This window comes from Leucobacter weissii, assembly GCF_017565745.1.
Lineage (GTDB): Bacteria > Actinomycetota > Actinomycetes > Actinomycetales > Microbacteriaceae > Leucobacter > Leucobacter weissii.
In genome coordinates, this window is sequence record NZ_JAGDYM010000010.1 from 83,675 (window position 1) to 96,420 (window position 12,746).

The 12,746-nt window shown below is 69.6% G+C and carries 11 protein-coding genes; 1 reads left to right on the forward strand and 10 read right to left on the reverse strand.

Going from position 1 to position 12,746, the window contains the following annotated elements:
* From J4H92_RS09140 to J4H92_RS09180, 9 genes are all read right to left on the reverse strand, one after another.
* Complete coding sequence (locus J4H92_RS09140; protein WP_208097875.1) at positions 1 to 1,677, reverse strand: ribonuclease J; 1,677 nt, start codon at positions 1,675 to 1,677, stop codon at positions 1 to 3.
* Positions 1,678 to 1,705: 28 nt separating this feature from the next.
* Positions 1,706 to 2,683 (reverse strand): 4-hydroxy-tetrahydrodipicolinate synthase, encoded by a 978-nt coding sequence (gene dapA, locus J4H92_RS09145; protein WP_208097876.1) that lies wholly within the window; start codon positions 2,681 to 2,683, stop codon positions 1,706 to 1,708.
* 84 nt (positions 2,684 to 2,767) lie between these two features.
* Positions 2,768 to 3,295, reverse strand: coding sequence for a dihydrofolate reductase (locus tag J4H92_RS09150; RefSeq protein WP_341783052.1), 528 nt, complete (start codon positions 3,293 to 3,295; stop codon positions 2,768 to 2,770).
* Positions 3,292 to 4,101, reverse strand: coding sequence for a thymidylate synthase (locus tag J4H92_RS09155; protein ID WP_208097877.1), 810 nt, complete (start codon positions 4,099 to 4,101; stop codon positions 3,292 to 3,294). The genes J4H92_RS09150 and J4H92_RS09155 overlap by 4 nt, the downstream gene beginning before the upstream one ends.
* On the reverse strand, positions 4,098 to 5,072 hold the full coding sequence (locus J4H92_RS15770; RefSeq protein WP_208097878.1) for a diguanylate cyclase: 975 nt from the start codon (positions 5,070 to 5,072) through the stop codon (positions 4,098 to 4,100). The genes J4H92_RS09155 and J4H92_RS15770 overlap by 4 nt, the downstream gene beginning before the upstream one ends.
* Before the next feature lie 90 nt (positions 5,073 to 5,162).
* Positions 5,163 to 6,773 carry an APC family permease gene (locus J4H92_RS09165; RefSeq protein WP_208097879.1) on the reverse strand — a complete coding sequence of 537 codons (1,611 nt, stop codon included), beginning with the start codon at positions 6,771 to 6,773 and terminating at the stop codon, positions 5,163 to 5,165.
* Between the two features lie 151 nt (positions 6,774 to 6,924).
* A complete protein-coding gene (locus J4H92_RS09170) occupies positions 6,925 to 7,386 on the reverse strand; it encodes a hypothetical protein (RefSeq protein WP_208097880.1) in 462 nt (153 codons plus the stop codon).
* Positions 7,383 to 8,123 carry a 4-hydroxy-tetrahydrodipicolinate reductase gene (gene dapB / locus J4H92_RS09175; protein WP_208097881.1) on the reverse strand — a complete coding sequence of 247 codons (741 nt, stop codon included), beginning with the start codon at positions 8,121 to 8,123 and terminating at the stop codon, positions 7,383 to 7,385. The genes J4H92_RS09170 and dapB overlap by 4 nt, the downstream gene beginning before the upstream one ends.
* A gap of 120 nt (positions 8,124 to 8,243) precedes the next feature.
* Positions 8,244 to 9,560 carry a M16 family metallopeptidase gene (locus J4H92_RS09180; RefSeq protein WP_208098000.1) on the reverse strand — a complete coding sequence of 439 codons (1,317 nt, stop codon included), beginning with the start codon at positions 9,558 to 9,560 and terminating at the stop codon, positions 8,244 to 8,246.
* 294 nt (positions 9,561 to 9,854) lie between these two features.
* On the opposite strand from J4H92_RS09180, the gene J4H92_RS09185 reads away from it, so the two are divergent.
* Positions 9,855 to 10,193, forward strand: coding sequence for a hypothetical protein (locus tag J4H92_RS09185; protein WP_208097882.1), 339 nt, complete (start codon positions 9,855 to 9,857; stop codon positions 10,191 to 10,193).
* A gap of 139 nt (positions 10,194 to 10,332) precedes the next feature.
* On the opposite strand, the gene J4H92_RS09190 is transcribed toward J4H92_RS09185, so the two are convergent.
* Positions 10,333 to 12,639, reverse strand: a complete 2,307-nt coding sequence (locus J4H92_RS09190) for a polyribonucleotide nucleotidyltransferase (protein ID WP_208097883.1) — start codon at positions 12,637 to 12,639, stop codon at positions 10,333 to 10,335.
* Between the last annotated feature and the right edge of the window lie 107 nt (positions 12,640 to 12,746).

Consider the following 12,746-nt stretch of genomic DNA (forward strand, 5'->3'; position numbering starts at 1 on the left):
TCAGACCACCACGACGACGGGGACGATCATGGCCTTGCGCCGCAGCTTGGTGCCGACCCAGCGGCCGATGGTGCGGCGCACGATCTGCTGCAGCTGGTGGTGATCCGACACGCCCTCGCGCATGGCCTGCTCGAGGGCGTCGGAGATCTGGGGCTTGATCTTGTCGAACACGTGGTCCGCCTCGGCGACGCCCTTCGCGTGGATCTCCGGCCCCGACACGATCTGGCCGAGGCTCGTCTCGACGACGGTGATCACCGAGATGAACCCCTCCTCGGCGAGCACGCGGCGATCGCGCAGGTCGTCGTCGGTGACCTTCCCGACGCTCGATCCGTCGACGTAGATGAAGTCGATGTCGAGCTGGCCGACCGGTCGGGCGACGCCGTCCCTCAGATCCACGACGGTGCCGTTCTCGCCGATGATGGTGCGGTTCTGCGGCACACCGGTCTCGATCGCGAGGGCGGCGTTGGCCACGAGGTGACGGTACTCGCCGTGGATTGGCATGACGTTCCTCGGCTGCACGATGTTGTAGCAGTAGAGCAGCTCGCCGGCGGCCGCGTGACCGGAGACGTGGACCTTCGCGTTGCCCTTGTGCACCACGTTCGCCCCCAGACGCATCAGACCGTTGATGACCCGGTAGACGGAGTTCTCGTTGCCGGGGATGAGGCTGGAGGCGAGGATGACCGTGTCCCCATCGCCGATCTCGACCTGATGCTCGCGGTTCGCCATGCGGCTGAGCACCGCCATGGGCTCGCCCTGCGAGCCCGTCGACATGTAGACGATGCGGTGGTCCGGGATGTCCCCGCTCTTCTTCAGATCGACGAGCACCCCCTCCGGCACCTCGAGGTAGCCGAGCTCGGAGGCGATCTTCATGTTCCGCACCATCGAGCGCCCGAGCAGCACCACGCGGCGCCCGTTGGCCTGCGCGGCGTCGAGCACCTGCTGCACCCGGTGCACGTGGCTGGAGAAGCTGGCGACGACGACCTTGCCGCGCGAGCCCGCGATCACGCGCTCGAGCACCGGCCCGATGTCCTTCTCGAGCGGGGTGAAGCCGGGCACGTCCGCGTTCGTGGAATCGGTCATGAAGAGGTCGACGCCCTCCTCGCCCAGGCGGGCGAAGGCGCGCAGATCCGTGATCCTGCCGTCGAGCGGGAGCTGGTCCATCTTGAAGTCGCCCGTGCCGATCACGAGTCCCGCCGCCGTGCGGATCGCGACCGCGAGCGCGTCGGGGATCGAATGGTTCACGGCGACGAACTCGAGGTCGAAGGGGCCGAAGCCGGTGCGGTCCCCCTCGGCGACCTCGTGCAGCACGGGACGGATGCGATGCTCCTTGAGCTTCGCCTCCACCAGCGCGAGGGTGAGGCGGCTGCCCACGAGCGGGATGTCCGCGCGCCGCTTCAGGAGGTAGGGCACACCGCCGATGTGGTCCTCGTGCCCGTGCGTGAGCACGACGGCGACGATGTCGCCGAGCCGATCCTCGATCTTCGAGATGTCGGGAAGGATCAGGTCGACGCCGGGGTGGGTCTCCTCCGGGAAGAGGACCCCGCAGTCGACGACGAGCAGCTTGCCGTCGATCTCGTAGACGGTCATGTTCCGCCCGACCTCTCCGAGGCCGCCGAGCGGGGTGACCCGCAGGGTGCCCGGCTCGAGCGCGGGGGGTGCGTAGTGTGGGGTGGTCAACGGAAAGTGCCTCCTGGGGCTGTTCTGCTCATCTGGTGGTGCCGGCGATCTTCGGCAGCGCGCCGCCGGCTGCGGCGTTGCGATCGGGGCGGAAGTTCGAGAAGTCTGTGCCGGGAACGTCGGAGACCAGGGCGATCTCGTCCTCGATGAGGGCGGCCTCCCACTCCTCGGGGCCGACGAGCGGCAGGCGCACGCGCGGGCTGCCGATCCTGCCCAGCCCGTGCAGCACGTACTTCGCCGCGACGGTGCCCGGCACGTGGGTCATGATCGCGCGCACGAGGGGTTCGAGCTGCTGATGCGCGGTTCGCGCCGTGTGCAGATCCCCGCGGTTCACCGCGTCGATGATCGTCCGGTACGGCGCCGAGGTGATGTTGGCGGTCACGCCGATGAGCCCGGTCGCGCCGATCGCGAGGTGCGGCAGCACGTTGGCGTCGTCGCCCGAGAAGTAGAGCAGCTCGGTCTGGTTGAGCACGCGGCTGACCTCGCTGAAGTCGCCCTTCGCGTCCTTGACCGCCAGGATGTTGGGGTGCTTGGCGAGCCGCAGGATCGTCTCGTAGCGGATCGGCACGCCCGTGCGGCCCGGGATGTCGTAGAGGATCACCGGCAGGTCGGTGGCGTCGGCCACGAGCCGGAAGTGCGTGAGCAGGCCCGCCTGGGTCGGCTTGTTGTAGTAGGGGGTGACGATCATCACGCCGTCGGCCCCGGCCTTCTCGCTGGCCCGGTAGAGCTCGATCGCGTGCGCGGTCTCGTTCGAGCCGCCGCCCGTGATCACCTTCGCGCGCCCGGCCGAGACCGACTTGGCCACCTCGACGAGCCGGATCTTCTCGGGGTCGGTGAGTGTGGAGGTCTCGCCGGTCGTGCCGGTCACCACGATGCCGTCCGCGCCGCTCTGGATGCAGTTCTCGATGTGCTGCTCGGTCGCCGCCCAGTCGACCTCGCCGTCCGCGTGGAAGGGGGTGACCAGGGCGACCAGCACCTGGCCGAAGGGATTCTCTACTGTTGCCACCCGTCTAGGGTATCGGAGTCGGCCGGCTCCCCCGTAGGCATGGTGCGAAGCGGGCGCCGTCTCCGGTACCGCGCGAAGCGGGCCCTAACGTCGGTACCGCTCGAAGCGGTAGGCGAGCCCGGTGCTCGAGACGCTGGGTTCGCCGGGATCGACGAGGCGCCACTCGGGCCCGATCCCGGGCGCGAAGGTGTCGGCGTCCGGCACGTCGAGCTCGATACGCGTCACCACGAGCTCGCTCGCTCGCGGCATCGCCAGCCGGAAGACCTCGCTGCCGCCGATCACGCACACCCGGCCGGTTCCGCGCGCCGCGTCCAGCGCGGTCTCCAACGACGGCGCGACCGTCGCGCCGGGTGCGGCGTAGGCCGGATCCCGGGTGATCACGACGTTCTCCCGGCCGGGCAGCGGGCGGAACCGCTCCGGCAGCGATTCCCAGGTGCGGCGGCCCATCACCGCGGGCGCGCCGAGCGTCACCCGTTTGAAGTGCGCGAGATCCTCCGGCAGGTGCCAGGGCAGGCCCCCGTCGCGGCCGATCGCGCCGCCCCTCGCCTCGGCCCAGACCAGGACGACGTCGCCCGCCCCGCGAGCGGCGTCCGATCCGAGCGCCGCGCTCACACCGCCACCGGCGCCTTGATCCCCGGATGATGCTCGTAGCCCACGAGCTCGAAATCCTCGTAGTCGTAGTCGAAGATCGAGTCGCGTCGCGCGATATCGATCCGCGGGTACGGGTACGGCTCGCGGGACAGCTGCTCGCGCACCTGCTCGACGTGGTTGTCGTAGATGTGGCAGTCCCCGCCCGTCCAGATGAACTCGCCGGGCTCGAGACCCGTCTGCTGCGCCACCAGCAGGGTGAGCAGCGCGTAGGAGGCGATGTTGAACGGCACGCCGAGGAACATGTCGGCCGATCGCTGGTAGAGCTGGCAGCTGAGCCGTCCATCGGCGACGTGGAACTGGAAGAAGGCGTGGCACGGCATGAGCGCCATCTCGTCGAGCTCCGCCACGTTCCAGGCGGAGACGAGGTGGCGACGCGAATCGGGGTTGGCGCGGATCTGCTCGATCACCCGTTCGATCTGGTCGATGCGCCCCCCGTCCGGCGTCGGCCAGGAGCGCCACTGCACCCCGTACACCGGCCCGAGATCTCCGTGCTCGTCGGCCCACTCGTCCCAGATGGTGACGCCGTGCTCGCGCAGGTAGGCGGTGTTGCCCTCGCCGCGCAGGAACCACAGCAGCTCGTAGGCGAGTGACTTGAAGTGCACGCGCTTCGTCGTGATCAGCGGGAACGACTCCGCGAGGTCGAAGCGGATCTGCCGTCCGAAGAGGCTCCGGGTGCCGGTGCCGGTGCGATCGGACTTGGACGCGCCGTGCTCGAGCACCTCGCGCAGCAGATCCTCGTACGGGGTTTCGACGCGGGCGGCACTCATGGGTCGATCCTACCCTCCGCCGCGGTCGTCCGGCCTTTCCGATCGCGCTTCTCGGAGAACATCGAGCCGTCCGCTCGCGTCACGAGATCAGCGAGGCTCTCGCCGGGACGCAGCTCCGCCACGCCGAACGACCACTCCGCGACGCGCACCTCCTCGCGGAGGCGCCGGCCGAGCCGCTCCGCCTCCTCGGCGTCGACGCCGACGAGCAGCAGCGCGAACTCGTCGCCACCCAGCCGGCCCAGCGTGTCCTGCGGTCTCGTGGCGCCCTCGATCCCGGCGGCGAACTCCCGGAGCACGCGATCCCCCTCCGCGTGCCCGCCGCCGTCGTTGACCCCCTTGAAATCGTCGAGGTCAAGGAAGAGCAGCGAGAGCGGCTGGCCCCCGCGCCGGGTGATCCGCTCCGCGCGGCGGAGCATGATCTCGAAGCCGCGCTTGTTCCACACGCCGCAGAGCGGGTCGATGAGGGAGACCTGCTCGATCCGCCGCTTGTAGAGCCCCACGAGTTCGCCGAGCACGATCACGGTGACGCTCATCGTCACGACGTACTGATGCACCTCGGAGCTGTACTTGACCACCATGGCGATGCCGTAGGCCGCGAGCCAGAGGTAGCCGAACAGGCGGGCCAGCCACATCGGCCCGAACCAGACCAGGTAGATGAGGTAGGTGTAGAACAGCAGGCCCGACGTCATCGCGCGGATCTCGTACTTCGAGGTGATCACGAGGACGAGGACCAGCACGGCGCTGAGGCACAGGAGCAGCAGCGCCGCCGAGGTCCCGATCCTCCTCCCCGCGAAGAAGAAGGCGGCCGCCATGAAGAACGAGAGGAAGGCGGTGATGAGGCTGGGGATGTTGAGCGGATTGGACGGGTCATGGAAGACCGTGATCGCGAGGACCGACAGGATCCCTCCGGCGCAGTAGAACGCCGCCGAGGCGATCGACAGCCCGGTCTGCTGCCGCAGGATCCCCTTCACGCCCCACCTCCCCCTCGCGCGCGATCTCTCCGGCCAGGATAGGGTATCCGCGGGACCGGACGGCCGTGCGCGACGCTCCGACGCGCGGGCTCAGCGCGCGTCGGCGGAATCGAGTCCGTCGTCGAACGCCTCGAACGGGGCGCTCGCCTCGCTGTCGTCACCGCGGGTGATGACCTCGCCCCGGAAGAACGCGGGCGCGATGCGCGACCGGATCAGCATGAGCCCCACCCCGAGGAGGAGCACCACCACGCCGAGCACGCCGACCAGGCCGAGCCCGGCGATGTTGCTGCCGGAGCCGAAGGCCGGGTCGAAGCTGTCGATCGTGGTCTGCACGAAGGTGACGATCAGGAACACGCCGCCGATGCCGGGCAGCGCCACCTTCATGACGACATCCCGCCAGCCGCTCCTCGGAGCGCTCTTGCGGAAGTACCAGGCGCTGGAGAGCGCGGTCAGGCCGTAGTAGAAGCACACCATCATGCCCAGCGCGGTGATCGTGTCCCAGAGGACGTCCTCGCTGAGGAAACGCATGACGGCGTAGAAGATCGAGGCCACCACCGACGACCAGAGCAGCGCCACGTAGGGCGACTTGTACTTCGGATGCACCTTCTTGATCGATGCGGGCAGCGCCCCGTAGTGCGACATCGCCAGCAGGGTGCGGGCCGGAGAGATCGCCGTGGTGTTGATCGACGACACCGCGCTGAGCAGGATGCCGACGGTGAGCACGATGGCGAAGGGCCCCATCACGGGATGCGCGATCGCCGCGAACACGTTCTCCGCGATGTCGGTGTTGGCGAGCCCGTAGCTGTCGGTCCCCACGCCGGACCACACGAGCGTGGCGGTCGCGGTGCCCACGTACATCACGAGCAGGATCCCCACCAGGATCATCGACGCCCTGCCCTCGGTGGACATCCTCCCCTTCGACTGCTTGGTCTCCTCGCCGAGGGTGAGCACCGTGTCCCAGCCCCAGTACACGAAGATCGACACCGCGAGACCCGCGGCGAAGGCGCTCAGTCCGTCGATGGCGAAGGGGTTGAACCACGACAGCTCCGGCGCGTAGCGCACCCCCGTGTTGGGATTGGGGTCGGCGAAGAAGAACATCGCCAGGATGAACCAGGCCATCGCCCCCAACTGGAAGAACACGGTGATGTACTGGAAGATCTTCGTCGCGGTCATGCCGGTGTAGGAGATCCAGGTCGCCGCCGCCATGAAGGCGAGGCAGACCAGGATGTTGATCCAGACCACGCCGGCGAGACCGGCGACCTCTCCGCCGCCGTTCAGGACGATGTCGAGCGATTCGAAGAGGAAGTCGACGGCGACGCCGGCGAGATTCGAGAGGACGAGCACGGTGGCGGCGATGAGGCCCCAGCCGGCCATCCAGCCCGCCCATGGCCCGAACGCCCGGGTGGCCCACGTGAACGAGGTGCCCGAATCGGGCATGCGGTCGTTCAGCGCCCGATAGCCGAGCGCGACGAGGAGCATCGGGATGAATCCGGCGATGAAGATCGCCGGCGTCTGCCAGCCCACCTCCTGCGCGGCGGGGCCGACCGCGGCCGTCAGCGTGTAGGCCGGGGCGCAGACCGAGAGTCCGATGATGACGGCCCCGAAGACGCCGACCGTCCCCTGCGGCAATCCTTTCCGGCTGATGCCGGTCACCGAATCGAGGGCCCGCGTGGGCGGATTCACCACTGGTTGCTCTGCCATGTTCTTCTTTCTCGTAGAGAGGCCGACCTCCCCCGCGCCGGCCTCATTCCCGGCGGCGACCCGTCAGCCGGGCCGGCAGGAGCTCCGGGCCGATGACGACGCCGCGTTGATTGTAGGCGAAAGCAACTGAAAAGGCCAAACACTCTGGCGATCAGCCACTGATTTCGTCGCGTTCCAGGCGAATGGCTTTCCGTATCGCAGCACGCGCGCGCGTCCGATCGGCGGCCGCCTCGTAGGCGATGCCCAGCCTGGTCCAGGCCCGCCAGTCCTCCGGCGCGGCCTCGGCGGCCTCCCGATAGCGGGGGAACACGGCATCCGCGATCTCGCGGTCGGCCTTGCCGGTCGGCCCGGCCTCGCCCAGGTCGTCGGGCAGGCCGCCCTCCCCGTCGAGACGGTCGATCAGCGCCGTGGAGCGCGCGCCGAACAGCAGTTCTCGTCCGAGGGCCCAGGCGCCGATCAGCGGCAGCACCAGCAGGGCGAGCCCCATCGCGATGGCCAGCGGAGTGCCCGAGGCCAGCAGTGCGACGGCGCGCATCCCCGTGAGCGCGAAGTAGAGGACGAGCAGAGCCGACATCACCACCACGCCGACGATCGCCCGGGCGCGGTCGCTCATGCGGCACCCGTCACGGGGATTCCGAGCACGCGCTCGAGCCCCACGGTCAGCCCCTCGGCGGATCGGATCGCCTCCAGAGCCGCGCGGATCCCGGCGCGGTACGAGTCCCGCGCGTGCGTGTCGTGCGCGATCGTGAGCACCTCGCCGGCGCCGCCGAAGCGGACCTCCTGCCGCGCGATCACTCCGTTCAGGCGCAGGCTGTGCACGGGCACCCCCGCGATCAGCTGCCCCCGCGCGGGCTGATCGGCGAAGGGCGCGGCAGGGGGGTCGCCGCCGCGCGCCGCCGCGATCAGCTCGGCGGTGCGCACGGCGGTGCCGCTGGGAGAGTCGACCTTCGCCTCGTGATGGGCCTCGACGATCTCGACGCTCCCGAAGTAGGGCGCCGCGATCCTGGCGAGCGTGGTGGCCATCACGGATCCGAGGGAGAAGTTCGGCACGACGAGCACCGCCGCGCCCGGGATCTCGCGGACCACGCCGTCCAGGGCTCGCAGGCGATCGGCCGACCAGCCGCTCGTGCCGACGATCACGCGCTGCCCGCGCCGCAGCGCCCGTTCGACGATCCGGGGAGACGCTTCCGGCGTGCTGACGTCGAACAGGATCGCGGCGTCCGCGCCCGCCTCGGGGCCGGAGGCGCTCGACAGCTGCGCGCCGAGCGCGAACGCCGGGTGGTCCTCGATCACCTCGCACACCAGCGACCCCAGACGACCACGCGCACCCGCCACCGCGACACTACTCATACGTCTCAGGGTACCGGTGCGCGGGCTGCGAAACACGTCGGGCTGATCCCGCGCTTCAGGAGGAGCTTTCTGCCCGGAACATTCCGCCCGAGGCGTGATCTCCTCCCGAACTGCTCGCGATCACTCCCGCAGACCCGTACGCTCCACATCGCCGACGGCGACCACCGTGCGAGGACGATCCGCGAGCAGCGCGGCGACGCGCCGGATGTCCTCCGCGCTCACCGCCGCGAAGCGCTCGAGCGAGGCGTCGAGCGTCAGCAGCTCGCCGGTGCCGAGTTCCGCTCGGGCGAGCCGGCCCATCCGGGTGTCGCTGTCCTCCAGCGCGAGCGCGGATGAGCCGGCGATCTGGCCGAGCGCTCGTTCGTGCTCCTCCTCGGTGATGCCTCCCTCGGCGATCCCGCGCAGCTCCGCCTGGGCGAGCTCGACGACCTCGGCGGCCGTATCCGGCCCCGTGCCCGCATAGATGCCGAACACGCCCCCGTCGCTGTAGCTCGCGCCGAAGGAGTACGCCGTGTAGGCGAGCCCCCGCTTCTCGCGGATCTCCTGGAACAGCCGGCTCGACATACCGCCCCCGAGCACGGCGTTCATGATGCCGAAGGCGAATCGGTCCGGATGGCCGAGGGGCAGCCCTCCGGTGCCGATCATCAGGTTGATCTGCTCGCTCTCGCGGCGGAACAGGCGGGTCTGCGCGCCCCGCGGAGCGCCGGAGCTCGGCGATGCGCCCGGGGACGGCGCCGCGGTCGGCACCGGCCGTCGCACCGGTGCGCGATCCCTCACGGGGCTCCAGCGATCCTCGTCCGCCTCTTCGAGCGCCCGCAGCACCTGCTCGACCAGGCGATCGTGATCCACCGCGCCGGCGGCCGTCACGACCAGCGTCGACGGGTCGTAGCGCCCGCGGTAGTGGGCCATCACATCGTCCCGGCGAGCGCCTCGGATCGTGTCGGGACTGCCGCCGATCGGACGACCGAGGGGGTGCTCGCCGAGCACCGCTTCGAAGAACCGCTCGTTCGCGACGTCCGCCAGGTCGTCCGCGGCCATCGCGAGCTCCTCGAGGATCACGCCCCGCTCGGTCTCGAACTCCCCGGGGTCGATCACCGAGTTCGTGACCATGTCGGCGAGCACCTCGACGGCGCTCTCGAGATCGGCGTCGCGCACCTTGGCGTAGTAGCAGGTGTACTCCTTGGCGGTGAGCGCGTTGTTCTCCGCGCCGATCCGGTCGAAGCTCGTGGCGATGCGCATGGCGTCGCGTCGCGGTGTGCCCTTGAACAGCAGATGCTCCAGGAAGTGGGTGCTGCCGAGGCTGCCCGGCGCGTCGTCGCGATCCGCCTGCTCGTCGCGCGAGCCGACCCCCACCCAGAGGCCCACCGTGGCGGATCGGGCGCCCGGCATGTGCTCGGTGAGCACGCGCAGGCCGCTCGGGTGCACCGTGCGGCGCATCAGGGCGCCGCCGAGATCGACGTCGAACTCGGGCAGGTCGAGGGGCAGGGGAATGGCATCGGGATCGCCGGCGTAGGGCTTCACGGGTTCGGACACGCCCACCACCCTATCCGGCGCGCGCCCGCACTCACTGGGACGTCGCCGATCCGCCGTCGCCGTAAGATGCCCCTCACGGTAGGCGTTCAAGCCGCGGATGCCTCGACTTCTCCACAGATATCGCAAGCCGTCCGCCCCGCGATCCGCGGCGCCCGTAGTCTTCTTGCGTTCCCCCCACCACTGCCTCAGAATTGGAGCATGCCCGTGACCCCGGATGTGATCGGAGTGATCGTCGCCATCGCCGCGGCAGCGATCACTCTTCTCGGCGGCATCGCCGGCCTGCTGCGTCACTTCATGACGCAGATCGACGCCCGCTTCACGCAGATCGATACCCGTTTCACGCAGATCGACGCCCGCTTCACGCAGATCGACGCCCGCTTCATCCGGATCGAGGATCGCCTCGCGAGCATGGAGGACGGGTTGCGCGACGTCAGGATCGCCATCGCCGGACTCGAAAGCGACGTCAGCGGCATCAAGATCGCCGTCGCCGGGCTCGAGGGTCCGAAGCCCACGCTGCAGCGCCTCGACGGGCGCTGAGAGAGGCCGCTATCCCTGGACCGGATTGACCGGTCCTGCGCAGAATCAACCCTCCGAACATGAACGTTCGGATCACGAGCCCCGGATGGCACGCGGAAGGCCCGGGCGCCGGGGCGCACCGGGCCTTCCGGCCGCCGGACTACTCGGCCGCGGGGACCGCGTCCGCGGGGGCCTCCGCCTCGGTGACCGCGGGCTCCGCGGCCTCGACCGACTCGGCGCCCTCGGCCTCGGGAGCCTCGTCGATCACGGGTTCGAGCGAGAGCTTGCCGCGGTCGTCGACCTTGGTGATCTTCACGAGGATCTTCTGCCCGATCGCGAGCACGTCCTCGACCGAGTCGATCCGCTTGCCGCCGACCAGCTTGCGCACCTCGCTGATGTGCAGCAGGCCGTCCTTGCCGGGCAGAAGGGATACGAAGGCGCCGAAGGCGGCGTTCTTCACCACGGTCCCGAGGTACTGCTCGCCGACCTCCGGATTCTGCGGGTTGGCGATCGCGTTCACCTGGGCCCGCGCCGCCTCGGCGGTCGGACCGTCGGTGGCGCCGATGTAGACGGTGCCGTCGTCGTCGATCGAGATCTCCGCACCGGTCTCGTCCTGGATGCCGTTGATCGTCTTGCCCTTGGGGCCGATCAGCTCGCCGATCTTGTCGACCGGGATCTGCACGCTGATCACGCGGGGAGCGGTCGGAGCCATCTCGTCCGGCGTGTCGATCGCCTGGTTCATCACGCCCAGGATCGTCGTGCGCGCCTCCTTCGCCTGGGAGAGCGCACCCGCGAGCACATCGCTGGGGATGCCGTCGAGCTTGGTGTCGAGCTGCAGCGCCGTGACGAACTCCGGGGTTCCCGCGACCTTGAAGTCCATGTCGCCGAGCGCGTCCTCGGCGCCCAGGATGTCGGTCAGGGTCGCATAGCGCGTCTCCCCGTCGATCTCGTCACTGACCAGGCCCATCGCGATGCCCGCGACGGGAGCCCGCAGCGGCACGCCCGCGTTGAGCAGCGACAGCGTCGAGGCGCAGACGGAGCCCATCGAGGTGGAGCCGTTCGAGCTGAGCGCCTCGCTCACCTGGCGGATCGCGTAGGGGAACTCGTCCCGGCTGGGCAGCACGGGCACGAGCGCGCGCTCCGCCAGGAAGCCGTGGCCGATCTCGCGCCGCTTCGGGCTGCCGACGCGGCCGGTCTCACCGGTCGAGTAGGGCGGGAAGTTGTAGTGGTGCAGGTAGCGCTTGCTCGTCACCGGCGACAGGGAGTCGATCTGCTGCTCCATCTTCAGCATGTTCAGCGTGGAGACGCCGAGGATCTGCGTCTCGCCGCGCTGGAAGATCGCCGAACCGTGCACGCGCGGAAGCACCTGCACCTCGGCGTCGAGGCCGCGGATGTCGCGCAGACCGCGCCCGTCGATCCGGGCGCCCTCGGAGAGGATCCGGCCGCGCACGATCTTCTTCGTGACCGACTTGTAGGCGGCCGACACCTGGCCCTCCGCCTCCTCGGGCAGCTCGCCGGCCGCGACCCTCGCCGCGACGGCCTCCTTCACGCGCGCCTTCAGCGCGTCGTCGGCGTTCTGACGCTCGACCTTGTCGGCGATCCGGTAGATCTCCGCGAGCTCGGTCTCGGCGAGCGCCTCGACGGCCGCGTGGACCTCGTCGGTGTAGGGCAGGAACACCGGGTAGTCCTGGATCTCCTTCGCGGACTGGGCGGCGAGCCGCTCCTGCGCCTTCACCAGCTGCGAGATGAACGGCTTGGCCGCCTCGAGCCCCTCGGCGACGACGGTCTCATCCGGCTTGGTCGCGCCGGCCTTGATGAGGTTCCAGCTCACCTCGGTGGCCTCGGCCTCGACCATCATGATCGCCACGTCCTCCCGACCATCGGGCTGGACGACGATGCGCCCGGCGACGGTGAGGTCGAACACGGCGTTCTGCAGCTGCTCGGCGTTGGGGAACGCGACCCACTGACCGTCGATCAGCGCGAGTCGGACACCCGCGATCGGCCCCGAGAAGGGCAGACCCGAGATCTGCGTGGAGGCGCTCGCCGCGTTGATCGCGAGCGCGTCGTAGAACTCGCCCGGAGCGATCGAGAGCACGGTGATGACGATCTGCACCTCGTTGCGCAGACCGTCGACGAACGACGGGCGCAGGGGACGGTCGATGAGGCGGCAGACGAGGATCGCCTCCGTCGAGGGGCGGCCCTCGCGGCGGAAGAACGAGCCCGGGATCTTTCCCGCGGCGTAGGATCGCTCCTCGACGTCGACCGTCAGCGGGAAGAAGTCGAAGTGCTCCTTCGGCTGCTTCGAAGCGCTGGTAGCGCTCAGCAGCATCGTCTCCTCGTCGAGGTAGGCGGCGACGGCGCCCTGCGCCTGCTGCGCGAGACGGCCGGTCTCGAAGCGGATGGTGCGCGTGCCGAAGCGGCCGTTGTCGAGCACGGCCTCGGCGAACTTGATTTCAGGACCCTCCACGGGTACTCCTTTGCGTGTGTGAGCACGCGGCGGGCAGCCCGGAACGTTCGAAGCGGCCACGGGTGCTGATGTTCAGTAGAAGGCCACCCTGCGTGCTGCGCGAGTCC